The sequence below is a fragment of the Collimonas sp. genome (genome assembly GCF_035566555.1).
Taxonomy (GTDB): domain Bacteria; phylum Pseudomonadota; class Gammaproteobacteria; order Burkholderiales; family Burkholderiaceae_D; genus Collimonas.
Genome location: NZ_DATMRB010000119.1, coordinates 1 through 26,761 on the forward strand (window position 1 = coordinate 1; position 26,761 = coordinate 26,761).

The 26,761-nt window shown below is 58.0% G+C and carries 22 protein-coding genes, 1 tRNA gene and 1 pseudogene; 14 read left to right on the plus strand and 10 right to left on the minus strand.

The features are described 5' to 3' along the window. Positions 1-90: 90 nt before the first annotated feature. Together VNZ65_RS15290 and VNZ65_RS15295 are read left to right on the plus strand one after the other, a co-directional pair. Positions 91-210: pseudogene (locus VNZ65_RS15290) on the plus strand (serine dehydratase); the annotation flags it as partial. 248 nt (positions 211-458) lie between these two features. Next, on the plus strand, positions 459-848 hold the full coding sequence (locus VNZ65_RS15295) for a RidA family protein (protein ID WP_325670446.1): 390 nt from the start codon (positions 459-461) through the stop codon (positions 846-848). Between the two features lie 6 nt (positions 849-854). On the opposite strand, the gene VNZ65_RS15300 is transcribed toward VNZ65_RS15295, so the two are convergent. Beyond that, complete coding sequence (locus tag VNZ65_RS15300; RefSeq protein ID WP_325670448.1) at positions 855-2,306, minus strand: cytochrome-c peroxidase; 1,452 nt, start codon at positions 2,304-2,306, stop codon at positions 855-857. Between the two features lie 470 nt (positions 2,307-2,776). Here VNZ65_RS15300 and VNZ65_RS15305 point away from each other — a divergent pair, with 470 nt between their 5' ends. Both VNZ65_RS15305 and VNZ65_RS15310 read left to right on the plus strand, forming a co-directional pair. Further along, complete coding sequence (locus VNZ65_RS15305) at positions 2,777-4,627, plus strand: alkaline phosphatase family protein (protein ID WP_325670450.1); 1,851 nt, start codon at positions 2,777-2,779, stop codon at positions 4,625-4,627. A 194-nt stretch (positions 4,628-4,821) separates the two neighbouring features. Beyond that, positions 4,822-6,642: an alkaline phosphatase family protein gene (locus VNZ65_RS15310; protein ID WP_325670452.1), complete on the plus strand. Its 1,821-nt coding sequence runs from the start codon at positions 4,822-4,824 to the stop codon at positions 6,640-6,642. Positions 6,643-7,251: 609 nt separating this feature from the next. On the opposite strand, the gene VNZ65_RS15315 is transcribed toward VNZ65_RS15310, so the two are convergent. From VNZ65_RS15315 to VNZ65_RS15330, 4 genes are all read right to left on the minus strand, one after another. Continuing rightward, on the minus strand, positions 7,252-7,746 hold the full coding sequence (locus tag VNZ65_RS15315) for a hypothetical protein (RefSeq protein WP_325670454.1): 495 nt from the start codon (positions 7,744-7,746) through the stop codon (positions 7,252-7,254). A gap of 74 nt (positions 7,747-7,820) precedes the next feature. Then, positions 7,821-8,570, minus strand: a complete 750-nt coding sequence (locus VNZ65_RS15320; protein WP_325670455.1) for an MgtC/SapB family protein — start codon at positions 8,568-8,570, stop codon at positions 7,821-7,823. A 276-nt stretch (positions 8,571-8,846) separates the two neighbouring features. Continuing rightward, positions 8,847-10,058 (minus strand): SO2930 family diheme c-type cytochrome, encoded by a 1,212-nt coding sequence (locus tag VNZ65_RS15325; protein ID WP_325670456.1) that lies wholly within the window; start codon positions 10,056-10,058, stop codon positions 8,847-8,849. A gap of 131 nt (positions 10,059-10,189) precedes the next feature. After that, positions 10,190-11,599, minus strand: a complete 1,410-nt coding sequence (locus VNZ65_RS15330) for a parallel beta-helix domain-containing protein (protein WP_325670458.1) — start codon at positions 11,597-11,599, stop codon at positions 10,190-10,192. A 157-nt stretch (positions 11,600-11,756) separates the two neighbouring features. Between VNZ65_RS15330 and VNZ65_RS15335 the strand changes: the two genes are divergently transcribed. Then, the gene (locus tag VNZ65_RS15335) at positions 11,757-12,716 is read left to right on the plus strand and encodes a LysR family transcriptional regulator (protein ID WP_325670459.1); all 960 of its coding nucleotides are present in this window, start codon (positions 11,757-11,759) and stop codon (positions 12,714-12,716) included. Between the two features lie 81 nt (positions 12,717-12,797). Here VNZ65_RS15335 and VNZ65_RS15340 read toward each other — a convergent pair whose 3' ends face one another. From VNZ65_RS15340 to VNZ65_RS15355, 4 genes are all read right to left on the minus strand, one after another. Then, positions 12,798-14,462, minus strand: coding sequence for a tyrosine-type recombinase/integrase (locus tag VNZ65_RS15340; protein WP_325670461.1), 1,665 nt, complete (start codon positions 14,460-14,462; stop codon positions 12,798-12,800). 117 nt (positions 14,463-14,579) lie between these two features. Beyond that, a complete protein-coding gene (locus VNZ65_RS15345; protein ID WP_325670463.1) occupies positions 14,580-15,620 on the minus strand; it encodes a site-specific integrase in 1,041 nt (346 codons plus the stop codon). A gap of 95 nt (positions 15,621-15,715) precedes the next feature. Further along, positions 15,716-15,791: transfer RNA gene (locus VNZ65_RS15350), tRNA-Asn, on the minus strand. A gap of 109 nt (positions 15,792-15,900) precedes the next feature. Then, complete coding sequence (locus tag VNZ65_RS15355; protein ID WP_325670465.1) at positions 15,901-17,118, minus strand: amino acid aminotransferase; 1,218 nt, start codon at positions 17,116-17,118, stop codon at positions 15,901-15,903. A gap of 126 nt (positions 17,119-17,244) precedes the next feature. Here VNZ65_RS15355 and uvrB point away from each other — a divergent pair, with 126 nt between their 5' ends. Further along, a complete protein-coding gene (gene uvrB / locus VNZ65_RS15360; protein ID WP_325670467.1) occupies positions 17,245-19,326 on the plus strand; it encodes an excinuclease ABC subunit UvrB in 2,082 nt (693 codons plus the stop codon). 253 nt (positions 19,327-19,579) lie between these two features. Then, complete coding sequence (locus VNZ65_RS15365; protein ID WP_325670469.1) at positions 19,580-20,371, plus strand: uracil-DNA glycosylase; 792 nt, start codon at positions 19,580-19,582, stop codon at positions 20,369-20,371. A 199-nt stretch (positions 20,372-20,570) separates the two neighbouring features. Here VNZ65_RS15365 and VNZ65_RS15370 read toward each other — a convergent pair whose 3' ends face one another. Beyond that, entirely contained in the window at positions 20,571-21,344 is a 774-nt protein-coding gene (locus VNZ65_RS15370; RefSeq protein WP_325670471.1) for a TetR/AcrR family transcriptional regulator, read from the minus strand. Between the two features lie 328 nt (positions 21,345-21,672). On the opposite strand from VNZ65_RS15370, the gene iscR reads away from it, so the two are divergent. The 7 genes from iscR to VNZ65_RS15405 all read left to right on the plus strand — a co-directional run. Further along, positions 21,673-22,167, plus strand: coding sequence for a Fe-S cluster assembly transcriptional regulator IscR (iscR, locus tag VNZ65_RS15375; RefSeq protein ID WP_061532705.1), 495 nt, complete (start codon positions 21,673-21,675; stop codon positions 22,165-22,167). Positions 22,168-22,184: 17 nt separating this feature from the next. Beyond that, positions 22,185-23,438 (plus strand): IscS subfamily cysteine desulfurase, encoded by a 1,254-nt coding sequence (locus VNZ65_RS15380; protein WP_325670474.1) that lies wholly within the window; start codon positions 22,185-22,187, stop codon positions 23,436-23,438. Positions 23,439-23,566: 128 nt separating this feature from the next. Then, the gene (iscU, locus tag VNZ65_RS15385) at positions 23,567-23,965 is read left to right on the plus strand and encodes a Fe-S cluster assembly scaffold IscU (RefSeq protein ID WP_014007107.1); all 399 of its coding nucleotides are present in this window, start codon (positions 23,567-23,569) and stop codon (positions 23,963-23,965) included. Between the two features lie 84 nt (positions 23,966-24,049). Further along, positions 24,050-24,373, plus strand: coding sequence for an iron-sulfur cluster assembly protein IscA (gene iscA / locus VNZ65_RS15390; RefSeq protein WP_014007106.1), 324 nt, complete (start codon positions 24,050-24,052; stop codon positions 24,371-24,373). Between the two features lie 152 nt (positions 24,374-24,525). After that, positions 24,526-25,041: a Fe-S protein assembly co-chaperone HscB gene (hscB, locus tag VNZ65_RS15395; protein WP_325670477.1), complete on the plus strand. Its 516-nt coding sequence runs from the start codon at positions 24,526-24,528 to the stop codon at positions 25,039-25,041. A gap of 52 nt (positions 25,042-25,093) precedes the next feature. Next, positions 25,094-25,714, plus strand: a complete 621-nt coding sequence (locus VNZ65_RS15400; protein WP_325670479.1) for a LysE family translocator — start codon at positions 25,094-25,096, stop codon at positions 25,712-25,714. A 41-nt stretch (positions 25,715-25,755) separates the two neighbouring features. Continuing rightward, positions 25,756-26,761: Hsp70 family protein (locus VNZ65_RS15405; protein WP_325670481.1), on the plus strand; the 1,006-nt coding region annotated here is incomplete at its 3' end.

The window sequence follows — 26,761 nt, forward strand, 5'->3', positions numbered from 1 at the left end:
CACAACCTTGCTACCAGCCCCGTTCAATTTACCAGCCTTAGCGGCCTTGACCCAGTTGCGCAGCGTTTGTTCACTTAGACCTAACTCCTTGGCTGTCTTGCGGCTGCGGCGGCGCTTCAGCGTGTCTATCCTATTGCAGGCAAGAGGGTAGGGATCATCGTCAGCGGCGGCAATGTGGACTTGCAGTCTTTTGCCAAATTTATCGCCTGATCAATTATCTGTATGAGCGCCGAGTCTCTGCCTTGTAGGGTGGGCAAGATTTTTTGCCCACGCGATAATGGAAACTTGGACTCATCGCTATCCGCGTGGGCACAGGTGCCCACCCTACTGAGTCTTGTAGGGTGGGCAAGATTTTTTGCCCACGCGGTATTGGAAACTTGGACTCATCACTATCCGCGTGGGTACAGGTGCCCACCCTACTGAGTGCCAGAATCACCACCACCGAATGAAGGACATCCATGAAAATCATTCACACCACCGAAGCACCGGCGCCGCTCGGCCATTATGCGCAAGCGGTAGAACAGAGCGGCTTTGTTTTTTTATCCGGGATGCTGCCCGCGCGCGATCTGATCGATCCCGAAAAACATGATTTCAAGGCGCAGGCCGAAGCGGTTCTTGAACAATGCCAAAAAGTCATTGAAGCTGCGGGCGGCACTTATGCGGATGTGGTTCAGGTCACCGCCTACATGGTGGGCGTGGAAAACTGGCCTGCGTTTAACGAAGTATATAGCCGCGCTCTCGGCGCGCACAAACCTGCGCGCGCGATTGTGCCGGTCCCTGCGCTGCACCATGGTTTTGCCATCGAATTGCAAGTCGTGGCGTTTATACCCGAGGAGCGTCGTCGCTAGAGCGCTTTATTTACCGGCGATTTTCTTGCCCTCGGGCTGGTAACCATCATTCAGCGTCTTCAAGAATGCCACCACATCCTTGATCTCATCATCCGTCAGCGCAGGCGGCGCGCCTGCCTTGCTGTCGAACGGCGCATCGGTCACATCGATGTTGGCGTGATACGCTGCCGGCAGATCGTCGTACTTGTTCAGCTTGCCATCCTTGCCGCGCGGGTACCATTTTTCCGGCTTGGTTTCCCGTTCCATATAAAAATGCACGACGTCCTCCAGCGAATGGAACACGCCATTGTGGAAATACACCTGGCGGGTGGCGACATTGCGTAAGGTCGGTGTCTTGAAATAGCCGCAGTAGTTCAGCTGCTTGGCCGCATCCTTGCGCCATGGGCCGCACATGCCGAGGTCAAAGTACTTGGGGTCGCGGTTGGCCAGGATGGCCTTGTTGCGTGGCGCCGCCAGGGCTTCGAACTGATAGTCGGTAAACGCCGGCGGGAAACTGCCGTCGCGCGATGGCTTTTCGATGTGGCAGGTGGCGCAATTGCCTTTTTTCGGATCCTTGAACAGCTTCAGTCCGCGCTGTTCCTGCTCGCTCAGTTGTACCTGTTCTGCCAGGTAGTAATCGTACTTGCTGTCGTAGGGATGGAAGCTGCGGTCTTCTTTCTGATACAGCGCCAGTGCGTAGTAGGCTTCGCCCAGCGCTAGGTTGGGCGAAGTGAATACGGACGGGCCGAACAGCTGCTGCATGTCCTTGGCATAGGGCGCCGCCTTGAGCTTCGCCAGCAGTTGCGCGGCGTTCTTGTTGGCCATTTCATTCGCCGCCAGCAAGGGGCCGCCGGCCTGGTCGGTCAGGTTGGTGGCCCGTCCATCCCAGTCGAAGCCGCCTTGTGGCACCACTTCCTGTACCGCCGCCGATGGCTGCAGCGTTGCCTTGGCTACCGCCGGGGCCGGCGGGCTGGTCTTGGCCGCGGCTGCCTGCAGGACGGCGCCCTTGTCGTCTTCGTCGGGCTTGGTGTCAGGGCCGATGGAGAATGCCGGCGCGTGTTCGTGATAGCGCAGGGAAGGGACTGCGCGTCCTCCCTGTGCCTGCAAATGCATGCCGCCGAGCTGCACTGCGAGGCCGTTGGCCGGGGCATGGGCGTTATCGGGATTGTGGCAGGAGGCGCAGGAGAGCTTGCCGGATGCGGACAGGGATTTATCGTAGAAGATCTTTTTGCCGATCTCGGCCACGGCGCTTAAGGGGACGATCGGTGCATTCAGGCGTGCCAGCGCGGCTTGGGCCGTGCTTACCGGCTTCGGCGCTGCGGCGACAAGCGCGGCGGCAGTAACTGGCGCAGCGGCGGCGCTGGCCTGGTCCTGACGGTCGCAGGCGCTCAAGAGTAACGCCAGCGTGGCGAGTGCGAGGATGGCTGTGCGTGGCGACGCTAAAGCAAGAGCAGGGTGCGGCTGAAACCGGATTTTCATAAAGGCTCAAGGACGTGCGACGGTGGAGTTCCTGCGCAAATGACAACGCTTGCCTGCGTGGATGCGCATCTGGATCAAAACGATAACCCGGCAGGATAGCGCTGAAATATTTCAACTTGATGAAATGGGTGATCTTGTCGTTTGCAGCGGCGAATTCGATGACGAAACAGACACGTCATCATGCGGTAACAAGCCGATCCTACAATCCAGCTCCGAATGTTTCTCAGCGGCATAAGCGGGCGGTCATAGCCAAATCAAGTCCGTTAGCACTGTGTCATTTCCTGACTGCCGGGAAGTCTCCGGCAAGCGGCATTTCAATCAATATCGGCGCGGCAGACAGCTGCATGGCCTGCCGATAGGTAGCGCATTTGAACATCAATAAAGAGTAATGCGGGGCGGACTGCCTGGCCTGGCAACAAGGCGCTGGCTGACGCAACTGCATTAATCAATAAAACTACTCAGGAGCATCAATGAAATTGCACACAACATTTGCGGAGCATCGCTTCGCAAAGCCGGCGCTTGCGCTGGCGATCACCGCTGGCCTGCTAGGCGGCTGCAGCTCCGGCAGCTCGTCGTCCTCCCTCGACAACGGTCCGACACCGCCGGTGGTAGCGAAAGCTGCCACGCCGATCCAGCACGTAGTGGTGATCTTCCAGGAAAACGTCTCCTTCGATCACTATTTCGGCACCTATCCAAACGCCGCCAACCCGACTGGCGAGCCGGCATTCACTGCCGCTGCCGGTACGCCGGTGGTGAATAACCTGCAAACGCCGCTGGACGTCACCAAGAGTTTCGCCGCGCTGCGCGTGCCTAGCCTGCTGACCGCCAATCCGACCACGCTGAACACAGGCAATGGCGTCAACGCCATCAATCCTTTCCGCCTGGATCGTTCGCAAGTCGTCATCGCCGACCAGGATCATGACTACCAGGCTGAGCAGATGGGCTTCAACGGCGGCGCCATGGACTTGTTCCCGGCCTCGCTGGGCGCCGGCAACTCGGCTGCGCCGCAAGTGCTGACGCCGCCGCTCAACACCAATGGTTTGACCATGGGTTACTTCGACGGCAATACCGTGACGGCGCTGTGGAATTATGCGCAGAACTATGCGCTCAACGACAACTCTTTCGGCACTACCTTCGGACCGTCGGCGCCAGGCGCGATCAACCTGATCTCCGGCCAGACCAACGGCGTCATCGCCACCAACCTGTCGGCCAGCCAGGCTGATAATTATGCTGCCGGCGGCGGCTATTACGGCGAACTGTCGAACGACGGCGCGGGCGGCATCAACCTGGCCGGCGATGCCCAGCCTTTGAATGATGCTTGCATGACGCGCGACGCGGCGCAGCTGAGCGGCAAGAACGTCGGCGACATGCTCAATGCAGCGAATGTCAGCTGGGGCTTCTTCCAGGGCGGCTTCGACCTGACCGTGACCAATTCGAACGGCACGACAGGCTGCAAGCGTTCCACCACGTCCGCGGTCACCGGTGTCACCAAGGCCGACTATATCCCTCACCATCAGCCATTCCAGTACTACGCCAGCACGCAGAACCTGAAGCATGCCCGTCCTAGCGCTGTCGCCGCCATCGGCAATACCTTGCAGGCAGACGGCAAGACAGTGGATCCGGCCAATCACCAGTACGATATCCATGACTTTTTCGATGCGGTGTCGGCCGGTAATTTCCCTGCCGTCAGCTTCCTGAAAGCAGCCGGCTATCAGGACGGCCACGCCGGTTATTCCGACCCGCTCGACGAACAAGCGTTCGTCACGCAAGTGGTCAACTTCCTGCAGAAGCAGCCGGGCTGGAGCAATACGCTGGTCGTGATTGCTTATGACGACTCGGACGGCTTTTACGATCACCAGGCCAGCCCGATCCTGAATCCGTCGAACAACACCACCGCCGCCGCTGTCTTCAGCAGCAACGGCCTGACTGCGCCAGGCGTGGCAGACGCGTTGAACGGTCCTGGCGTCTGCAAAACCAACGGCCCAGGTTCGGCCCAAGGCACGCCGACAACCTTGTCTGGCGCCACCGGCAAGACTGGCGCCCAAGGCCGCTGCGGCTATGGCCCGCGCTTGCCGCTGCTGGTGATCTCGCCGTATGCGAAGACCAACTACGTAGATCACACCTTGACCGACCAGACTTCGATCCTGCGCTTCATCGAAGACAACTGGCTGTCCGGCCAGCGCATCGCCGGTTCCTACGACGCCATTGCCGGTACGCTCAACAATATGCTGAACCTGAGCGGCACGCCAAGCACAGCGAAGCTGATTCTCGATCCGACCACTGGCCAGCCGACGACCGGCACGACCAGCAAAAAACTGTGACCGCAGCTGCTTCAAAAACCTGATAACGGAATCCCGCCGGCTGCCTTGACCGATGCTCTCTGCGAGAGCGGTCAAGGCGGTGCGCAGAGCCTGACTACAGATCGCCTGTCCCTTGCCAATGAAGCGGCATGGGGCGGGCTTTTTTTCAGGCGGCGCGCAAAGGCGATCAACCATTGGAGTATGTGATGAGCTTAATGAACAACAGTGTTTCGACGCCGCTCGCCGGACGTATCCTGAAAACGGCGCTGGGTTGCATCGCCGGCATGGCGCTGCTGGCCTCCGCCGGCGCGGTCCATGCCGCCGGCAGCGGCAACCTGATCGTCAACGGCGGTGGTGAAACCGGCCTCTGTGCGACCGACTGGAAAGCCGTTAAAACGGTGCCGGGCTGGCAGGTCTTGTTGGGTAATCCGACGCTGGTCTGCTATTCCGTCGCCAGTTTCACGACGCCATCCGCGCCGGCGGCCGGCAATGCCTTCATCGCCGACGGTCCTTATGGCGACTCGGCGCTGATGCAAACCATCAACGTTTCCTCCGCCAGCAGCGCCATCGATAGCGGCACGGTGACTTACTCCCTGTCCGGCTGGCTGGGCGGATACACCGTGTATGCCGGCCAGGCTGTGGTTACCGCAAGCTTCCTCGACGCTTCCGGCAAAGTGCTGGGCAATCCGGGCGAACTGTCCGGCGTCACCGCCAGCGCGCGCGGCAACGCCAATGCCTTCATCGCCAAGTCGAACAGCGGCACGGTGCCGGCCGGCACCCGTTCGATTGCGGTGCAACTGCAGTTCATCAACACCTCCAGCTCCACCAACGTCGGCTACGCCGACAATCTGTCGCTCACCTTGTCGACGCCGGTGCCTGCACCGGTCCTGGCAGCGCCGGCATCGACGGTGCCAGCCTTCGACCACGTGTTCTTCGTGATGATGGAAAATACCGATTACTCGCAAGTCATCGGCGACACCACCAATGCCCCGTTCATCAATTCGCTGGCGCAGGGCGGCACCTTGCTGACTAATTACAGCGGCGTCTATCACCCCAGCGACGAGAACTACATGGCCGTCTCGGGCGGCGACACTTTCGTCAGCGGCGCGATCTACTATCCGAACATCAAGGTCGGCGCCAGCCACATCGGCGACCGCCTGGAAGCCATAGGCAAGACCTGGAAAGCCTATGAGCAAGGCATGGGCACCCCATGCAACACCAAGAACAACGTCGACAGCTACTACGAACCGGATGACGCGCCGTTCATCAACTACACCAACATCTCCGGCAATCCGACGCGTTGCGCGGCGCATCTGTTCGACACCACCCAGCTCACCACCGACCTGCAGTCAGCCGCCACCACGCCGAATTTTTCCTGGATAGCCGCGGACGACAACGCCGACGGCGAAGCCTCGGGCAACGGTTCCGCCAACAGCCTGCAGGTGCAAGACGGCTGGCTCAAGCAAACCTTGCAGCCAATCTTCGCCTCGCCGGCATGGACCAGTCAGCGTTCGCTGCTGATCCTGACCTGGGATGAGTCCTCGGGCAGCGCCACCAACCATATCGGCGGCATCGTCTACGGTTCGCAAGGCCTGGTCGGCGGCGGCGCTCTCAGCACCGCCAGCTACAACCACTACAGCGCCGGCCGCACCATCGAAAGCGCACTCGGCATCAGCCCGCTGACCGCCAACGATACCTACGCCCAGCCGATCAACGACGCTTTCACGCCAAACGCAAAAGCCGCGACCTCTACGTTCAGCGCCGCCATGCCGAATGTGCAGCAGGGAGAGAACATCGCGTTCAATTTCAGCACGACGCTGGCCAACACCAATTCGTCCAACTGGGTCGGCATCTACCCGGCTGGCAACAGCCCGGGCACCAACAGTTCCACGATGTGGCAATACGTGGGCGCGCAAGGCGGCGTGACTGCGTTCAGCACGGCGTCGCTGGCGCCTGGGACTTATACGGCGTGGTATTTGTACAATGGCGGGTATACCAAGCTGGCGGGGCCGGCTACGTTCGTGGTTAGCCAGTAAACGCGTCTTTCTGCTAAGAGCAGGACCAAAAGCACTTGCGAGAGATCGCGGTGCTTTTTTAGATTTAAGAATCCGAGTAATGGCACTTTCTGAAACTATGAAATTTGTTCATGCTGTATTGTTTTACATAGAATTGCCGGGAGAAATAAATTGGAGTTGCATTTTAAGATTCTGCTTCTATATTCCGATGCGGAATGCCCGCGTCGATTAGAAAATTCAAACAAAGGAGTCGGGAGACTATGATTACTATGTCCCATTTGTCCATTGCAACTGGCATTTTATCTGCTGTGTTTTGGATCGTTTCGAGTCAAATTAGATCGCGGGAGAAACCGGATGTCTTAATTCTTACGATGGGTAAGGGCGAAAGCGATACAGATCTGCATAATTTGATTTTGACTATAAGGTTACAGTCTAAGTGGAATAGTGGAGCTGCAATACTTGCGGCTGTTTCAATTTTATTTCAAGCGCTGAGCCAAACTTGCACACAGGTTGGATGAAGCCATTGAAGAGATTGAAAGTATTTATACGCTGTTCAGATAGCATTGACGTTTAGGTTGATCGAAAGTCAGTTCCTGCAAACCAGCTCTTTTCTGATCGATCAAAGGACAATCAATTCGATAGCAATAGCAGCATCATGAGAGAGTTGATCAGGACATGGGGTAGCGCCGCAGCCAGGAAGGCTTTTCGAAATGATACCTGTCGCCAGACCAGATAGGCACACGAGAAAACAAAGAAACTCCACACTGTGCCGAAGAACCATAAACGCCCGAATATGGCATGGAGGCAACCCCAGGAAATCGCGGCGATGACTACCACCCAGATTCGGCGCAGCGATGAAGATGACAGTACCGTCAGCATGTAAGCCAGAATAAAGGTTTCAGCAATGGGTGAGAAAACGATGACGCCGAAATATGCGCCAGGTGTCGCAATTGTCCCGGAAGGTCTCATCGAGGCAACGTCAACGCCAAAAAATATCAATATCCATTCCACACTCTGATACAGCACAATCGATGGGATGAGCGCCAATGGCGCAGACAACAAGACGTAACGCCAGAGCGGCATCGCAGGTGCTGCAAAAAGGAAGGATCGTAAACGAAGGGCCATGGGTCTGATGAGTTATGGCGATCAATAAGCAAAAAAATCCCGGGACGGGCCTTGCAGCGGCCAGGGCTGCACGCTCAGTTGCGGCAATGAGTCAGCTCAAAGTTCTCGACACCCTCGTAGGAATCCATCATGTGCGCCAGTTCCGACATCGAGGTGCCTTTCTTGCTGTCGATCGCGATGGCGATGAAATGCCATTTTGCATGCCTGTCGTGGGAGCTGATGGATAAGGAGTCTTTGGCGATCTCGTAACCGTGCTCCAGGGCGATCTTGCGCAGCGCATGTTCGTTGGCGGCAAAACCTCTTTCAAACTCAACCATGATGGCGACGCCGGCGCGGGACGGCAGCCAGTATTCAAGCTTGGCCACCCATACCATGCAGCTGGCGGATAGAACGGCAAGCGAGATGGCAGCGATGTAGAAACCGACGCCGACCAGGACCCCGACCGCCGACGCCGCCCAGATCGATGCCGCGGTGGTGAGCCCGCGGATGTTCAGACCTTCCTTCATGATCACCCCGGCGCCCAGAAAGCCGATGCCGGTGACCACCCCTTGCACCACCCGGGTCGGATCCGGATTGAGCGGCAAGCCGGCATGCCCGCCGTACCACAGCGCCGGATAGCCGACGAACACGGTGAGCGCTGCCGACGCCATGCACACCAGGCCGTAGGTGCGCATGCCGGCGGCGCGTCCGTGATAGGCGCGCTCATAGCCGATCAGCATTCCCAGAAACAGGGCGCCAAGCAGGTTGAAAAAAATCAGGACATTCGCTGCAACGGCTGGGGCCGACCAATAGGCGGCCAATGAATCGACTGAAAGCATGTTCATGTATCTTCTTTTAGATTTTTATAGTCCCCGAAGCTGAGGGGCAGTCCTCAGGCTCATGTGGGCGCGGCAAACAGGTCAGTCCGGCATGCTCCCGATTCCAATTGCCCGGGCTAGCTTGTCCCTCAACCGCGCAAGCGTACAAACCTGATTCTATCAGGCGAATTGAGCATCGGCAGCATACGCCCGGACCTGTCTTGATGAAAGCCAAAAGGCCGCGCCATTCCGGGCCGCGGCCGTACTTCCTGCCAGGTGGCAGGCGCTATCGGGTGCAAGACCCTAAGGCTGGCACGCCGCCTGCGGTAACTGCGTGATCCAGGCGCGTATCATGTCGTCGCCTTCGGTGTGATTTACATGGCGTCCGATGACGGGCATCACGGCTTCAGTATCGGTGTGAGTGATACGGTAAGCCAGGATGGATTCGTCCGGCTTGCCGGGCTGGATATCGTACTGGTACGGCAGTCCGGGGCCGGCATAGGCCAGCGGCTTTTTGCATACTCCCCATTTGCCGGATGCGCTAGGGTCGTTGACCACATTGAAGCCCAGGAACAAGCCGCTTTGCAATGCCTGTCCGGTGGTGCTGTGGCAATGGGCGCAGTTGACATCCAGATAGGCGCGCGCCCGCTCGGGCAGGGGTTGCGAGGCGTCGCTCCAATCGGCGTTCTTTGGCGTATTGTCTGCGCTTGGCAAGCCCGCCAGGAGCTTGAGATCCGCCAGGTTCACCAGCTGATTTTTCGTGCCGTTGTTGTATTGATATGTCTTGTTCATGTTGCGCGCCTTGGGGCCGATAGGCAGGATCGCATTGCCGCCGGCATTGGCAGTGGCGTGGCACTGCTGGCAAGCTTGCGCGTTCGGCACGGAATACTTGAATTGCTCGCGCGAGTTGTCGGCGGCAACCAGTTCTATCTGGGCGCTGGCGCCGCCGGTCTTGAGCTTGGCGTCCTTCTGGTCGTCATTCCAGACATAGGGCAGGCCAGCCCAGCTGCCGTCCGCCTGGCGCACCAGGACCCGGGTTTCGATCAAACGGTTTTGCGTGAGATCGACGCTTTCCCCCTGCGTGGTCTGGTGGCCGATGCGTTGCGCGCCGATGAAGGCCGGGTCGCTGGAGGCGGCCTTCGGATAGTAGAAGGTTTTCATGATCACCGAACCGACCGGGAAATCGAAGGTGGTGTCGGCGTTGTAGGCGATCTGTTTTCCCTGCGGGACGTAGATGGCGCGGAATTTGAAGGTGTAGTCGGAGAACAGGCTTGAATTCAAATCATACGGCACGGCGCCGGCATTCAGTTTCAAGGTCTGGCCGTCGGACAGCAGGAACTGCCAGGATGACAGATTGGCCGGGGCGGTGTATTTGTCAAAGACCTTGATCGAACCGGTATCGACGGCAGGCGAGTCGCTGCTGCCGCCACCGCCGCAACTGACCAGCAGGACGGATGCGGCCAGCAAGGCTGCGGCAAGCAGCAGGGGGTGTGTCAGGGTGTGTGTGATTTTCATGCGTATTCTCCGTGCTTGCGCAGCTGCTGCGCGTATGGATGCTGTGTTTTTTCCCGAAAATCATCCGGTTTCCCGATGATTTTCCTGAGCCCGATTGGCGCCAAGGCAGACTCTCGCCTGGGCGTGCCGATTCAAAAAATCGGCATGTCGGGAATGGCGGGCAAGCTGAGGGTGCAGTTCATGCGCGCGGGGAAGGGGAAGTTCGGCGCTTGTGCGGATCCGCTAAGCAGTCCTAGCAGATTCAGGTCCATGCTTTCATAAGACAGCAAGCCGTCGATGAAGGGCGTGTCAAGGGTGTTGCCTTTGACGCAGATGGCAAAGGCCGGCTTGAGCGCGCCGCCGCTGCCGTCGCTGGCGGTGCCGCCGCCTTTGGCCGGATCGGTGTCGACGATGCCATCCCAGATGCCGTAGGCCAGCTGCTGAGGCTGAGCGAACGACTTGAGCTGCGCAAACAAGCCGTCCACGACCGGCTTGAGCTGGTTCGGATCGGCGAAGGCGCCGCCCGGCGCATAGCCCGATTTGGAGATGGTGTTGTCGTGCGCGTAGACGCTGTGCACATAGGGCTCGTACAAGGGATCGTTAAAGGCGATGCCGGTGGCCTGGAAGCTGATGGCCAGGATGCTGGTGGTTTTGTGGTCTTCGATCAGGTTGTTGAGGATTTCGGTATTGTCGGCAGCCAGCACCATCACCGCGGTCCCGGGCGGCACGGCGGTGACGTAGCCAGTAGCGTTCGCGGCGACGGGCGTGTTGTTGCGGTAGATATGATTGTTCTGCACTTTGGCATTTGCGCCCTTTTTAATGACGTAGGCGGTGCCCGGCAAGGAAAACACCAGGATGCCGCCGGTGTTGTCGTGGATATCGTTGTTTTCGACAATGGCGTTGTCAGAGTTTTCGATTTCGACACCTGCGACATTCAGATAGGCTTCGTTCTTCTGCACACGGATATTCTCCGATTGCCCCACATATACCCCGGCATCGCGGGTGCCGACGATCTTGCTGTTCTTGACGATCACGCCTTGGCAATTGACGGGATACAAGCCATACGCCATCTGCGAAGTATGGATAGGGTCGTTGGTCCACTCCGCGCGCAGGCCATCCATCGTCACGTTCGACGAAGCGGAAACAAACACACCATTCCCGACCGCATCTTCCACCGCAAAATTCGTCAGCGTGATGCCCTTGACGTTAAAGGCCTGGAAGCCGTTTTTCGACGAGGCGCCGGCAAACGACAAGATCGTGTCTTTGCTCGGATCGCTGCCGTTGCCTTGGCCGCTGATCGTGACGGCGTCGGTGTTCATGGTCAGCGGGCCGTCGAACGTGAATTTTCCTGCAGGCAGGATGATGGTGCTGCCGGGTTTGACCTGGAACAGGATATTGCTCATGTCGCTGTCGTTCATCTGAGCAGCGGTCACCTTGACGGTGCTGCTCGCGCTATCTGGCGCGGGCGCGACGCTGCGGCTGATCCCGCCATCGCCGCAGGCGGCGAGGGCCGTGATGATCGCCGCTGTCATGAGGCGCGAACGGAACTGGAATTGCATCATTAATAGTCTCCCTATTTTTTAACGAGGACGGTGCTACGTCATTGTTTTTTTACTTTGTCGTTATTAAAGCCTTGATTTCCAGCAATATCCAATGCATTCTTTAAGGCCATGCGATGCATTGTTTGCATCAGCCTTGAAAATAAAAATAATCAGAGACATGGAATCCAGAAAATTACAACACATGCTTGCCTTGGCGGCAGAGGGCAGTTTTGCCCGCGCCGCCGAGCGCTCACACCTGTCGCAGTCGGCGTTTTCACGCAGTATCCAGGCGCTTGAAAAAGAACTGGACCTGGTGCTGTTTGAACGCACCTCGAAGGCCGTCCTGCTGACCAGCTCCGGCCGGGTAGTGGCCCGTCACGCGCAGAATCTGCTATCCGATACGCGCGCATTCATGCGCGATGTCGACTTGCTGAAGGGCGGGGAGTACGGTGAAATTTCGTTCGGGCTGAGTTCATTCCCCTCAGGGATCCTGCTGCCGTCGCTGCTGACGCAATTTATGGAAACGCACCCAAAGATCAGCGTTCGCACCTATGTCGCCGGCGCCGACCAGTTACTGCGGCAGCTACAGGCAGAGCAGATCGATTTTTTCGTGGCAGACGTACGCGGCCTGCGGCAGCAAGCAGATTTCACGACACGCTGGCTAGACAAAGAAGATGCAGGATTTTTCGTGCGCCCCGGTCATCCGCTCTGCGCGCAGCCCACGACGACGGTGAGCGCGCTATTGCAGTATCACCTGGCGCTGCCCAGCATACCGACCATGCTGGAAGAGCGGGCCTGGAACAAATTGGGGCTGAGCGCGCAAGAGTACGTCAAGCTGATCTGCGACGATGTCACGATCCTCAAGCGCATAGCCCAGAATAGCGATGCCTGTCTTTTTTCCACCGAGTTTGTATTGCGCGAAGAACTGGCGCTCGGCCAGTTGCGCGCTTTGCACGTGGTCGACCTGCCACCGATGAACGTGCATTTCGGGATCGTCCGGATGCGAGCGCGCAGCATTGCCTTGGTGTCGAATTTGTTGGAGCAGATGATTGTCGATAAGATGGCTTTGCTTTGTTCTACTTCCCGGCAGAAAAAAATAGACGGCGAGACTGTGAAGACAAGGAAAGCAAGTCGGTAAGAGAGATCGCTTGTCCCATTGCCTTGTTCAGAGCGATGCAAAAATAGCTAAACTTGCTAACCGCTTTCCTTGGACAGAATATTAAAATGTATGTCGCCATTTCAATCCGAAAGGTAGCAACGGAGGTGCGAAGACAAAGTGTAGTACACGTCTTCTGCTACGCCCGGACGCTTTGGACGATGCGTGTAGCAATAGCGGTTTCATTAGCATTGCGCCGCCGCGTTCGACAGGACACAAGGTCTCGCCAATCCGATCTCGCTCGGCTAATGCAGCCTGGCTAGTGAGCCGGCCAGTTTTATGAGAGCCGGCGACGACGCGCAGCGGTCCGTCGTTCAGCCCGCATTCGTCGATATGAAATCTTATTGCGACTATCTCCTGAAGAACGCTATCGGGCGGCTGGACGAAAATGGAGCCTTCTTTTTCGGACCATCCTATCAACGCAGGATGGTCGATCCTTTCTTTGACCGCTATGCTCAGATCCTGATGAACGGGGACAAGCCAGTTTTGATTTTGCGATTTTTCAAATAGAGTGCATTGTACGGCGACAGTTGCAGCTGAAAGAAAGGGTGCAATCAATTGATGCTCGCGAATCAATTTGGCTAAATCCACACACCATGAATGCTCAATTAAATTCCGAGTCCCGACTCCATCCTGTTTGAGCTTTGAAATTGTCGTTTCGAGCTGAGCACAGAACTCATGTCCGAATAGTGGATCGGTAACCAGGAATCCGTTCTCTTCAACTATGCTTGCGACAATGCCGTTGTTGTTAAGTACGGAGCTAATGGTCGCTACTTCCATCATATTGAAGCCTTTTTCGAAAAGTCTGGACGTGGCCTCATGTCGTAGGTCGTGGAACGTTAGTCCCTTTATGTCGCAGCCTTTACGAGCTCGTGCAAAGTTCCCCGAAATATTATCTATGTGCATGGAAAACACGAGGCCGTCATGGTCTGTCACGACCGGTTTCGACCTCTTTGAAATGACGGTTGATGCTGCGCAGTAGGGGATGCATGGTATTGCTTCGAATGCCCTGACAGCGCGAGACGAGAGTGGCACCGTCCGAGATTCTCCGTTTTTCGTATCTTGCAAATAAACCATTTTGCTTGATAGGCTGATGTCACTCCACCGAAGCTTGGCGATTTCGCCCCGACGCATAGCAGTTTCAATCGCAATGATTATGATGTATTTGAGTTGTAAATTTCCTGTTCGCTCACACCAGTTCAATAATGCGTCCTCCTCATCGGATTGTAGGCGTCTTGTGCGTCCTACAGGCAGCTTGGGTTTGCGAATCAATTTGGCGGGATTGACCAGATGCTCAAGGCCCCAGTCTTTCCGCGCTACTTCGTACAAATGAGAAATGAGTGCGAGTTCTAGGCGTATAGTGTTTCCGCCGATTGACGCGAGAGTGCGGCTGTCCCTGTAATCGGCTAGATGTCTGCCGCGGATGTTAGGTAGGGTGAGGGACGCCAACGGATGGCGCAGCCAAACCTTTATGCGGTCGCGCTCCTTGACTGCCCCCTTCTTTAAAGGGGTGACTTCTTTGGCGTAACGAGCAAGCGCACTGCCGAGGGTAAGTCTTTCCGCCTCCTTTATCGACTCGCCAAGTCCGTGACGTAATTGCTGGTCCCGCTCTGTGGACCAAAGGACTGCCTCAGCTTTGGAACTGAACGTCTTACTGATATGAGGATAGCCTGTGATGCGGACGCGTGCCCGATACTTGGACGGACCTACCTTGCGTACTTGAGCCATGATGAAGACCTCCAGCTTGTAAGCGAATGGCTGTTTGGCGAATTGTGGAGCGACTCCGGCGTGACCTTGTGGTGTGGGGCGCTTTGGAAAAATAAGCCAAGACACCCCGCCTGCAGGTTATCCAAGTCTTGCCAGAAGATCGGCAGCCTTAAGGTGAGTGTACCGCTTCAACATCTGCAAAGACTTGTGGCCTGTTATGGTTGCGACCTCCATCATATTGAAGCCTCTCTCAAAGAGTCTGGATGTGGCCTCATGCCGGAGGTCATGGAAGGTCAGGCCGTCGATGTCGCAGCCTTGGCGCGCCTCTGCGAAGTCTGCAGTGATGGTGTCAGCGTGCATGCCAAATACGGATTTGGATGCGCTCCTGATTGGTTTGAATGCCCCAGTGGTGGATGCGATGGTCAGGATGTCTGCGTTGCTGGTCAGTGCTTCAAAAGCTTCTACAGCGCGTGATGACAGCGGGACTGTGCGGGAGTCTCCGTTCTTGGTGTCGTCCAAATAGATCATTCTGCTTGATAGATTGACGTCTCCCCATTTTAGGCCGACCAACTCGCCTCGACGCATCGCTGTCTCGATGGCGATAATAATGATGCTTCGTAGGCGCAGGTTTCCGTTCCGCTCACACCAGTTCAAAAGGGCGCTCTCCTCACCGCTGTATAGGCGTCTTGTACGCCCCCTGGGAAGCTTCGGCTTGCGCATGTTCTTGGTGGGGTTAACTAGATGTTCCATGCCCCAATCCTTACGGGCCACCTCAAACAGATGGGAAATGATGGCAAGTTCCAGGCGGATGGTGTTTGCACCGATTGAACCCGCCGTGCGGCTATCTCGATATTCGGCAAGTTGCTTGCCTCGGATTGAGGGCAGGGGGAGGTCGGCCATCGGATGAAGTTTCCAGGCGTTAATACGCCGGAATTCATTGGATGCGCTTTTCTTGAGCGGAGTAATTTCGATGGAGTAGCGCGTAAGTGCATCCCCAAGCGTTAAAGCATCTGCTTCTTTTAGGGCGTCTCCCAGCCCTCGGAGCAATTGCTGTTCTCGTTGCGTAGCCCAAAGAGCAGCTTCAGTATGAGAGGGGAATGTTTGAGAGGCTTCAGGGTGTCCCTTGATGCGGACACGAGCTTGATATTGCGATGGACCACGCTTGCGGATTTGTGCCATGTTAAAAGTCTCCAGGTTGGAGACCCAATGGCGCAAAAATGGCGCAAGAGCCGTAAACAGAAAAGGGCCAGCATGTAGCTGACCCTTATGTATTCTGGCTCCCCGACCTGGACTCGAACCAGGGACCTGCGGATTAACAGTCCGTCGCTCTACCAACTGAGCTATCAGGGAATTGAAAGAAGCAGAATTATAGTCTTGAATCAGCTGCGTTGTCAAAGCTTTTTCTAAACTTTTCTACATCTCCCGAAGCGTTTGTTACAACTGCTTCGGGACCCGAATATTACAGGACTTTTGCGATTGCGGCGACAACATTATCAATATTTTTCGAATTCAGCGCGGCGACGCAGATACGGCCTGTGTCTACGGCGTAGATCGAGAATTCGTCGCGCAGGCGTTCCACCTGGGCCTTGGTCAGGCCGGAGTAGGAAAACATGCCGCGCTGCTTGATGACGAAATCGAAGTCGTGGCCTGGGGCTTGTTCCTTCAGTTTCTTGACCAGCAGCTGGCGCATTTCGCGGATGCGCAGGCGCATCCCGGCCAGTTCTTCTTCCCACAGCTTGCGCAGCTCTGGCGAGGCCAGGGCGGTGGCGACTACCTGGCCGCCGTGGATCGGCGGGTTGGAGTAGTTGGTGCGCACCACGCGCTTGAGTTGCGACAGTACGCGGCCGGCTTCTTCCTTGCTGGCGGCGACGATGCTGAGGGCGCCGACGCGTTCGCCGTACAGCGAGAACGATTTCGAGAACGAATTGGAGACGAATACCGGGCCGCCGGCTTCGGTGAAGCGGCGCACTACCTGGCCGTCGGCTTCGATGCCGTCGCCAAAGCCTTGGTAGGCCATGTCGAGGAAAGGCACCAGGCCGCGCTGGGTGACCACTTCGATGACCTGGGTCCACTCAGCGTCGCTCAGATCGGCGCCGGTCGGGTTGTGGCAGCAGGCGTGCAGCAGGACGACGGAGCCGCTTGGCATGCTCTTCAGCGCATCCAGCATGTCGCTGAAGTTGACGCCGCGTGTGCTTGGATCGTAGTAAGGATAGTTGTTGACGGTGAAGCCGGCCGATTCAAACAGCGCGCGGTGGTTTTCCCAGCTCGGATCGCTGATCCAGACTTGCGTGTTGTCGGCGCTGAAGCGCTTGAGGAAGTCGGCGCCCAGTTTCAATGCGCCGGTGCCGCCGATTGCTTGTACGGTGATCGCGCGTTTCTCTTGCACGACGGCGCTGTCGGCCCCAAATACCAGTTCTTGCACAGCCTTGTCGTAGGCTGCCAGGCCTTCGATCGGCAGGTAGGTGCGTGGCGACAGTTTTTCGATCAGTTGCGCTTCGGCTTTTTGCACGCACTCCAGCAGCGGCACCTTGCCGTTGTCATCATAATAGACGCCGACGCCGAGGTTGGTTTTGCCTGGGTTCTGATCCGCATTGAAACCTTCGGTAATGCCCAGGATGGGATCGCGTGGCGCCATTTCGATGGCGGTGAAGAGGGAGGCTGAAAGAGGTGCGTTCATCGTGATAACATAAAAAGTTGGCTGCAAAGCGTTTCTTGTAGCTGGGTTGAATGCTGTGCCGGGTCACGAATACATCGCTGATCGGCGCGGATTTACTACCGTCTATTTTACCAAAGGTCGAGGCCCATGGCTGACATATCACAGGTTGCAAGTACCGTCGACGAGTCCAAAATCGTCACTTTTCCTAATTCGCCCTATAAATTGTTCCAGCCTTTCCAGCCGGCCGGCGACCAGCCTGCGGCCATCGATAAGTTGACGGAAGGCGTGGAAGATGGCCTGTTTTACCAGACTTTGCTGGGGGTGACCGGCTCCGGCAAGACTTATACGATGGCGAACGTGATCGCCCGCATGGGGCGGCCGGCCATCGTCTTTGCACCCAACAAGACGCTGGCGGCCCAGCTGTACAGCGAGTTCCGCGAGTTTTTCCCGCACAATGCGGTCGAGTATTTCGTCAGCTACTACGATTACTACCAGCCGGAAGCGTATGTGCCGCAGCGCGACTTGTTCATCGAGAAAGATTCCTCGATCAACGAACATATCGAGCAGATGCGGCTGTCCTGCACCAAATCGCTGATGGAGCGGCGCGATGTGGTCATTGTGGCAACGGTGTCGGCCATCTACGGTATTGGTAATCCCAACGAATACCACCAGATGATCCTGACCTTGCGCGCCAAGGACAAGGTCAGCCAGCGCGATGTGATCGCGCGCCTGATCCAGATGCAGTACACGCGCAACGAGATCGATTTCGGCCGCGGCACCTTCCGCGTGCGCGGCGACACCATCGACGTCTTTCCGGCGGAACATGCCGAACTGGCCTTGCGCATCGAGATGTTCGACGATGAAATCGACAACCTGCAGCTGTTCGATCCGCTGACCGGCCGTGTGCGCCAGAAGATTCCGCGTTTCACGGTCTATCCCGGCTCGCACTATGTGACGCCGCGCGCCACCGTGCTGCGCGCGATCGACACCATCAAGGAAGAGTTGCGCGATCGTCTGGAATTTTTCCGTAAAGAAAATAAATTAATCGAAGAGCAGCGCATTGAGCAGCGCACCCGTTTCGATCTGGAAATGATGCAGGAAATCGGCTTCACCAAGGGCATCGAAAACTATTCGCGTCACCTGAGCGGCGCCTTGCCTGGTGAGCCGCCGCCGACCCTGGTCGATTACCTGCCGCCGGATGCCTTGATGTTCCTGGACGAGTCGCACGTCTTGATCGGCCAGTTGAACGCGATGTACAACGGTGACCGCTCGCGCAAGACCAACCTGGTGGATTACGGCTTCCGCCTGCCGTCGGCGCTGGACAACCGGCCGCTGCGTTTCGATGAATTCGAAGGCAAGATGCGGCAGACGATTTTCGTTTCAGCCACGCCGGCCGATTACGAAAAACAGCATGCCGACCAGGTCGTGGAGCAGGTGGTGCGGCCGACCGGCCTGATCGATCCGGCCATCGAAGTGCGGCCGGCGCTCAGCCAGGTGGACGACCTGATGAGCGAAGCTACTGCCCGCATCAAGAAGAACGAGCGCGTGCTGGTGACCACGCTGACCAAGCGCATGGCCGAGCAGCTGACCGAATTCCTGAGCGATAACGGCATCAAGGTGCGCTATCTGCACAGCGATATCGAAACCGTCGAGCGGGTCGAAATCATCCGCGACCTGCGCCTGGGGACGTTTGACGTGCTGGTCGGGATCAACCTGCTGCGCGAAGGCCTGGACATTCCGGAAGTGTCGCTGGTGGCGATCCTGGACGCTGACAAGGAAGGTTTCCTGCGGTCTGAGCGCAGCCTGATCCAGACCATCGGCCGCGCTGCCCGTAACCTCAACGGCAAGGCGATCCTGTATGCCGACCGCATGACCGATTCGATGCGCCGCGCGATCGACGAAACCGAGCGCCGCCGCAACAAGCAGATTGCCTTCAATACCGCCAACGGCATCACCCCGGTCGGTATCAGCAAGCAGATCCGGGAGCTGATCGACGGCGTCTACAGCCCGCAGGAAGCGCGCGAAGAGCTGCACGCGGCGCAGGACCAGGCCAAGTACGAGGCGATGAGCGAGAAGCAGGTGAGCAAGGAAATCAAGCGTCTGGAAAAGCAGATGGTCGATCACGCCAAGAACCTGGAGTTCGAAAAAGCCGCGCAGGTGCGCGACCAGTTACATGTGCTGAAGCAGCAGCTGTTTGGCGCACCCGGGGCGGACAATATCGTTATATAGTCGCGGCGATTTTATGCCGGTGCGAGCTTGTTCAGTCAAGACGTGAGATGCGTCGTCCCCGCGCACGCGGGGACCCATGTTAGTTGCAGCAACATGGACTCCCGCGTTCGCGGGAATGACGGGTCGCCTAGATGGGGTCGCCTAGACCGGGGCGCGTAGCTGCGGCCGGCGAGGCGGAGTCGCCCAGGCGGAGGCGGAGCAACTGGTCGCTTTGTGTGTTTATTGTGTGTTTAAACTGTATTTTTAATGGCTTATGACTGATTTTTTACCTGCTTCAATCCGTGACGCTTTACGCGGCGTGCATCCTTCCTGGCTCGCCATCCTGGAAACCGGCCTGCGCGCCGTGGCGCAAGCCAATCCGGCTTACTTGCCGGACCTGGCCGCGGCCGATTACCTGCCGACCGAAGGCCGCATGTTCGCCGCCTTCACTCAGCCGCTGGAAGCGGTGCGCTATGTGCTGGTAGGCGAGGGCCCTTATCCGCGCGCCGCCAGCGCCACCGGTGTCTGCTTCATGGATGGCGCGGTCGGTTCCTTGTGGTCTGAGAAGGGTTTGTCCAAGCAGGTCAATCGTGCCACCTCGCTGCGCAATTTCATGAAGATGCTGCTGGTGGCCGACGGCCAGCTGGCTATCGAAAGCACCACTGGCGACGCCATGTCCGGCGTCGCGCAGCAGGCGCAATTGCCTGGCTCGCCAGCGATCCAGCTGCTGGCCGACTTGCAAGACAATATGGTGGGGCAGGGCTTCCTGTTGCTGAATGCGTCGCTGGTGTTCCGCACCGATGTACCGCCGGTGAAGGACGCCAAAGCCTGGCAACCCTTCATGCAGGCGGTGCTGCAGGGTTTGGCGGACGCTGCGCAAGGGCGTGGCGTGGCGCTGCCGACGCTGGTGCTGTGGGGGAAAATCGCCGAGCAGCTGAATGCCTATGCGGTCACTGCGCGCTTCCCGAAGGCGATCGCCGAGCATCCCTACAATCTCAGCTTTATCGGCAACGCCGGTATGCAAGCCCTGTTCGGGCCGATGCAGTTATTGAAGCGCGCGCAGTAGACGAGCATTCCTGGCCTGGGATGATCCGGGCCAAGTCATCAAATCAAATTAAATCGGTTGTTCAGACTGACAGGGGGGCGCTATCGCGCAACAGGTAGGGTGGGCACGCTTTTGTGCCCACGCTGTGTCGCTATCCGCGTGGGCATAAAAGCGTGCCCACCCTACACACTCGTAGTGTGGGATAAGCCAAACTACGTCTTCAAATCAGGCTCATCTGACGCAGGTCGGTTTCGGCCTGGGTCGGTGTCTTGTCCGCATCTGGCTCGGGTTCCGGATCGGGCGCAAAATCGAACTGCGGCGCGGCTGGCGTCTTTTTCGGTACGGGGGCGGGCGCTGGCTTGACCCGCTTGCTGCTGACCGCGGCGGTGGAGAGCCAGCGCTTGAGCATGTCGTCGAACAGCGCCAGCATTCCTTCCGGCACTTCCTGGGTATACGCCTGGCGGATCACGATGCCGTCCCACATCGCGGTCAGCAGCAGCGCCGCCTGCTGGGCATCCAGGGCAGTATCGATCTGGCCGCGCTCCTGGGCGGTGCGCAGCATGTCTGCCAGGCCGTCCACCCATTCCGTTTCCGCCTTCTTGATCACCGCGCCGACCCGCTTGTTGCGCAAGCCTTCGGCATAGATTTCCGTCATCAGGCCGGCGTCGCTGATCGCCGCGTAACGCTGGGCGAAGGCGCGGGTGATGGCCGACAAGGCTTGCGGCAGGTCGTCGGTATCGTGGAATTCCGACAGCATGGTGCGCGCCTGGCGCCGCTCGTCCTCTGCCATGGCCGCGATGATGGCATCCTTGCTGGTGAAATAGCGGTACACGGCGCCCGGTCCCAGGCCTACTTCGGTGCAGATCTCCTGCATCGAGGTCTGGTGAAAGCCGTTCTTGCGGAAACACTTGCCGGCGGACTTCAGGATGTCGACGCGCTTCTGGTCGGCTCGCTGGGTCGGTGATTGCGGTGTCTTGGATTTGCGGATGGCCATGCTAAACGTATCGAATAGGACTGTGCGGGAGGGTCGACATTATAGGTTTAAGCGTCGCATCCTTGCATAAATTTTTTGCAGGAAACGGTTTTTCCCGGTCTCCTCCCTATAAGGAATGCCTTATTTCGGTCCCCGGCAGGGGCTTTCCGGCATACCCTGTTTTTCTGTGGTTGATTAAATGACAATCGCTCTGAAAGCTATAGCCAGCGCGGGATTCCAGGAATCGGGCAATACCTGACGGATTCACTCAAGTTTGGTATACTGTCGTAACACTGCGCTTTTCCCAAAAGGGAGAGCGCAGATAGATAGGTTTAAGAGCGGAGATTACATGCGTCTGACGACAAAAGGCCGGTTTGCGGTAACTGCGATGATCGATTTGGCATTGCGCCAGGGCAAGGGTCCCGTGACCTTGTCCGCCATCAGCGAACGGCAAGAGATTTCCTTATCGTATCTGGAACAATTGTTCGGTAAGTTGCGCCGTCACCAGATTGTTGAATCCGTGCGCGGGCCAGGCGGCGGATACAACCTGGCGCGCAAGGCGGAAGACGTCACCGTGGCCGATATCATCATTGCGGTCGACGAACCGCTGGATGCGACCCAGTGCGGCGGCAAGGAAAATTGCCACAGCCCGGACCACGAAGGCGGCGGCCGCTGCATGACGCACGATCTGTGGTCGACCCTGAACGCCAAGATGGTTGAATATCTGGATTCGGTGTCGCTGAAGGATCTGGTGGACCAACAACATGCGCAGCAGCACGCGCAGCAAAAGAAGACACTGGAACAAAATGTGGTGGTGATGCACCGGTCCCACCTGGTTGCTTGATTGGAGCTCAAAATAGTATGAACGCACCCTTGGAAAAAAGCCTGATAGACACATTGAAGGCGCCTCACTTCCCGATTTACATGGATTATTCGGCAACCACGCCGATCGATCCGCGTGTTGCCGACAAGATGATTCCCTACCTGCGCGAGCAGTTCGGCAATCCGGCTTCGCGCAGCCACATGTATGGCTGGTCCGCTGAAAAAGCCGTCGAAGACGCGCGCGAGCAGGTCGCCAAGCTGGTCAACGCCGATTCGCGCGAGATCATCTGGACCTCCGGCGCCACCGAAGGCAACAACCTGGCGATCAAGGGCGCGGCCAACTTCTACAAGACCAAGGGCAAGCACATCATCACCGTCAAGACCGAACACAAGGCGGTGCTGGACGTGGTGCGCGAACTGGAGCGCCAGGGTTTCGAGGCGACTTATCTGCAGCCGCAAGACAACGGCCTGATCACGCTGGAACAGCTGGAAGCGGCGATCCGCCCGGATACCATCCTGATCTCGGTCATGCTGGTGAATAACGAAATCGGCGTGATCCAGCCGATCGCCGAAATCGGCGAACTGTGCCGCCAGAAGGGCATCATTTTCCATTGCGACGCGGCGCAAGCCACCGGCAAGGTCGTGATCGACCTGGAAAAATGGAAGGTCGACCTGATGACTTTCACTGCGCACAAGACTTATGGTCCGAAGGGCGTCGGCGCCCTGTATGTGCGCCGCAAGCCGCGCGTGCGCCTGGAAGCGCAGATGCACGGCGGCGGTCATGAGCGCGGCCTGCGTTCGGGCACTTTGCCTACGCACCAGATCGTCGGCATGGGCGCGGCTTTCGAGATCGCCCGTGAAGAAATGGATGAAGAAATCGTCCGCATCAAGGCGCTGCGCGACCGCCTGGCAGCCGGCCTGCAAACGATCGAAGAAGTGTATGTCAACGGCGACATGGCGCACCGCGTGCCGCACAACCTGAACGTCAGCTTCAACTACGTTGAAGGCGAATCGCTGATCATGGCGATCAAGGACATCGCGGTATCGTCCGGTTCGGCCTGCACTTCGGCCAGCCTGGAGCCGTCGTATGTGCTGCGCGCCTTGGGCCGCAGCGACGAACTGGCGCACAGCTCGATCCGCTTCACCATCGGCCGTTTCACGACCGAAGAAGACATCGATTTCACGATTGAACTGATCAAGACCAAGGTTGCGAAACTGCGCGAGCTGTCGCCGCTGTGGGATATGTATAAAGACGGGATCGATATCAGTACGATCCAATGGGCGGCGCATTAAAACTCATTGGGGACAGAGTTTAGAAGCCACCGTAGCGTGGCGAATTACTCTGTCCTCAACTGACCAGGTGGATTTTTCTGCGGCTGATTGAACCGTCAGCGCCGCAGCATCAAACAAGGAGCAACAAAATGTCTTACTCAGAAAAAGTTTTGGACCACTACGAAAATCCACGCAATGTCGGCGCTTTTGAAAAAGGCGACGAGACTGTGGGCACCGGCATGGTCGGCGCGCCGGCTTGCGGCGACGTCATGAAATTGCAGATCAAGGTTGGCGCCGACGGCATCATCCAGGACGCCAAGTTCAAGACCTACGGCTGCGGCTCGGCGATTGCTTCGTCGTCGCTGGTGACCGAATGGGTCAAGGGCAAGACGCTGGACCAGGCCATGTCGATCAAGAACACCCAGATCGCCGAAGAACTGGCGCTGCCGCCGGTCAAGATCCACTGCTCGATCCTGGCGGAAGATGCGATCAAGGCTGCGGTCGAGGATTACAAAGCTAAGCATGGCGAGCAAAAGCAGGCAGCGTAATTACCAGTTGTAATCGTTCCTGCGGCTGCCCTGAGTAGAGCGGCCGACGGGACGACAGAACACCAGAAAAGAGATCCACGGTATATGGCAATCACACTTACGGAAAAAGCGGCGAAGCACATCAACCGCTATATCGAGCGGCGCGGCAAGGGCATCGGCCTGCGTTTCGGCGTGCGCACCACCGGCTGCTCGGGACTGGCTTACAAGCTGGAATACGTGGATGAGAAGACGGATGAAGATGCCGTTTTCGAATCGCACGGGATCCAGGTGTTCGTCGATCCCAAGAGTCTGCCGTATATCGACGGCACCGAACTCGACTTTGCCCGCGAAGGCTTGAACGAAGGCTTCAAGTTCTATAACCCGAACGTCAAGGACGAGTGCGGCTGCGGCGAGAGTTTCCGTATCTGACGCCAGCGGACTGACCGCCGGCTTGCATCGCGCTGGACGAGATGGATGACCAAGCCTGTTGCTGTACGACAGGCTTTTGTTTTATAGCCGGACCCATGCAGATGGCCGGCCACTGTGGGCGGCGCTGCGCCAGTCCAGGCTACTTGAAAACCATGCAAAATCATTTCGAACTGTTCCAACTGCCGCAACACTTCACGCTCGACATGACGGCGCTGGACCAGGCCTACCACGAGGTGCAGAACCAGACGCATCCGGACCGCTTCGTCAATGCCACAGCTGCTGAAAAGCGCGTGGCGATGCAATGGACCACGCGCGCCAACGAAGCCTACCAGACACTGAAGAGCCCGTTCAAGCGCGCTGCCTACCTGTGCGAGTTGAACGGCGTCGAGCTGCAGGCAGAGTCGAACACGGCCATGCCGGCGGCTTTCCTGATGCAGCAGATGGAGTGGCGCGAAACGCTGGACGATGCGCGCGCCGCCAAGAGCGTGGAAGCGCTGGAACAGCTGGACCGTGAACTGCGCGCCGCCCGCAAGGCCGATCTGCTGGATATCGGCAAGCTGCTGGACGCCGGCGATTTCGAGCAAGCCGCGCAACTGGTGCGGCAGCTGATGTTCCTGGACAAGTTCGGCAATGAAATCAGCAATGCTTTCGCCATCCTTGAATCCTGATTCACCCGTTCATTTCATTTTCATCATTAGTCATCTTTAGCCGAGTAACAGCATGCCCGAAATCTGGTTATTCCTGATCGCCGCAATGACCCTGACCCTGGCGCCGGGGCCGGACAATATCTACGTGCTGACGCGCGGCATCGCCCAGGGCCGCAAGGCCGGGCTGGTATCGGCGCTGGGCTTCAGCTCGGGCCTGATTTTCCATACCATGCTGGCGGTGCTGGGTTTTGCGGCGCTGATCAAGGCTTCGCCGCTGGCGTATTCGCTGCTGCGCTATGCCGGCGCCGGCTACCTGATCTACATCGGCGTGCGCACCCTGCGTTCGCATGCGACTGTCAAGCTGAACGGCAACGATGCAGCGCCGCCGATGAAGCTGTCGCGCATCTATTGGCAGAGCGTGATCGCCAATATCCTGAATCCAAAGGTAACGCTGTTCTTCATCGCCTTCCTGCCGCAGTTCGTGAATGCCGGCGCCGGCCATATTCCAGCGCAGATGCTGCTGCTGGCGGCGGTATTCATTCTGCAGGCGCTGCTCATCTTCAGCGCGGTCGCTCTGTTTTCCGGCATGGTCGGCGCCTTCTTCCAGCGCAAGAAGGCAGCCGCCTCTGTCATGAACCGCGTGGCGGGCACGGCGTTTATCGGACTCGGCATACGCATCGCGCTGCCGCAATAAGTAATCACCTGCAATCAACAGCAATCAACCAAGACACCTCCATGGCACTTTTGCAAATTTCTGAACCTGGCATGTCCACTGCACCGCACCAGCATCGGCTGGCGGTGGGGATAGACCTTGGCACGACCAATTCGCTGGTGGCGACCGTCCGCAACAGCATCCCCGAGGTGCTCAACGACGAAGCCGGGCGGCCATTGCTGCCATCCATCGTGCGCTATCTGCCGAACGGCAATGCCCACATCGGCTACAAGGCGCAAGCGGCCCAGACTACCGATCCCAAGAACACCATCTTGTCGGTCAAGCGTTTCATGGGGCGCGGCCTGAAGGATATCGCCTATGCAGAAAACCTGCCCTACGATTTCCTCGACGTGCCGGGCATGGTGCAGCTCAAGACGGTAGCTGGCGTCAAGAGCCCGGTCGAAATCTCGGCGGAAATCCTGGCGACGCTGCGTCAGCAGGCGGAAGATGCGCTGGGCGACGACCTGGTCGGCGCCGTGATCACCGTGCCGGCGTATTTCGACGACGCGCAGCGCCAGGCCACGAAGGACGCGGCCAAACTGGCCGGCCTGAATGTGCTGCGCCTGCTGAACGAACCGACGGCGGCGGCGATCGCCTACGGCCTGGATAACGCCTCGGAAGGCGTCTACGTAGTTTATGACCTCGGCGGCGGCACCTTCGATATCTCCATCCTGAAGCTGACCAAGGGTGTGTTTGAAGTGCTGGCCACCGGCGGCGACTCCGCGCTGGGCGGCGACGATTTCGACCACCGGCTGTTTTGCTGGATCAGCAAGGAAGCTGCGCTGGCGCCCTTGTCCGATGAAGACACGCGGATCCTGATGGTGAAGGCGCGCGAAGCCAAGGAACTGCTGTCGACCAAGGCTGAGGTGACCATCGACGCCGCCTTGAATTCGGGCGAGCGGGTGCACCTGGTGCTGACTTCCGAAAAATTTGACGAGATCACCCAGCATCTGGTGCTCAAGACTTTGACGCCAACCCGCAAGGCGCTGCGCGTCGTCGAAATACGCCGGCACGGTGATCACGGCGCCG

Coding starts and splice junctions, on each gene's coding strand:
- VNZ65_RS15305 (WP_325670450.1), top strand. CDS start 2,777: ATGAAATTGCACACAACATTTGCGGAGCATCGCTTCGCAAAGCCGGCG.
- iscU (WP_014007107.1), top strand. CDS start 23,567: ATGTCTTACTCAGAAAAAGTTTTGGACCACTACGAAAATCCACGCAAT.
- VNZ65_RS15340 (WP_325670461.1), bottom strand. CDS start 14,462: ATGGCTCAAGTACGCAAGGTAGGTCCGTCCAAGTATCGGGCACGCGTC.
- VNZ65_RS15315 (WP_325670454.1), bottom strand. CDS start 7,746: ATGGCCCTTCGTTTACGATCCTTCCTTTTTGCAGCACCTGCGATGCCG.
- VNZ65_RS15365 (WP_325670469.1), top strand. CDS start 19,580: ATGACTGATTTTTTACCTGCTTCAATCCGTGACGCTTTACGCGGCGTG.
- VNZ65_RS15295 (WP_325670446.1), top strand. CDS start 459: ATGAAAATCATTCACACCACCGAAGCACCGGCGCCGCTCGGCCATTAT.
- VNZ65_RS15325 (WP_325670456.1), bottom strand. CDS start 10,058: ATGAAAATCACACACACCCTGACACACCCCCTGCTGCTTGCCGCAGCC.
- VNZ65_RS15355 (WP_325670465.1), bottom strand. CDS start 17,118: ATGAACGCACCTCTTTCAGCCTCCCTCTTCACCGCCATCGAAATGGCG.
- uvrB (WP_325670467.1), top strand. CDS start 17,245: ATGGCTGACATATCACAGGTTGCAAGTACCGTCGACGAGTCCAAAATC.
- VNZ65_RS15370 (WP_325670471.1), bottom strand. CDS start 21,344: ATGGCCATCCGCAAATCCAAGACACCGCAATCACCGACCCAGCGAGCC.
- VNZ65_RS15380 (WP_325670474.1), top strand. CDS start 22,185: ATGAACGCACCCTTGGAAAAAAGCCTGATAGACACATTGAAGGCGCCT.
- VNZ65_RS15300 (WP_325670448.1), bottom strand. CDS start 2,306: ATGAAAATCCGGTTTCAGCCGCACCCTGCTCTTGCTTTAGCGTCGCCA.
- iscA (WP_014007106.1), top strand. CDS start 24,050: ATGGCAATCACACTTACGGAAAAAGCGGCGAAGCACATCAACCGCTAT.
- VNZ65_RS15320 (WP_325670455.1), bottom strand. CDS start 8,570: ATGAACATGCTTTCAGTCGATTCATTGGCCGCCTATTGGTCGGCCCCA.
- VNZ65_RS15330 (WP_325670458.1), bottom strand. CDS start 11,599: ATGATGCAATTCCAGTTCCGTTCGCGCCTCATGACAGCGGCGATCATC.
- VNZ65_RS15400 (WP_325670479.1), top strand. CDS start 25,094: ATGCCCGAAATCTGGTTATTCCTGATCGCCGCAATGACCCTGACCCTG.
- VNZ65_RS15345 (WP_325670463.1), bottom strand. CDS start 15,620: ATGGCACAAATCCGCAAGCGTGGTCCATCGCAATATCAAGCTCGTGTC.
- iscR (WP_061532705.1), top strand. CDS start 21,673: ATGCGTCTGACGACAAAAGGCCGGTTTGCGGTAACTGCGATGATCGAT.
- hscB (WP_325670477.1), top strand. CDS start 24,526: ATGCAAAATCATTTCGAACTGTTCCAACTGCCGCAACACTTCACGCTC.
- VNZ65_RS15335 (WP_325670459.1), top strand. CDS start 11,757: ATGGAATCCAGAAAATTACAACACATGCTTGCCTTGGCGGCAGAGGGC.
- VNZ65_RS15310 (WP_325670452.1), top strand. CDS start 4,822: ATGAACAACAGTGTTTCGACGCCGCTCGCCGGACGTATCCTGAAAACG.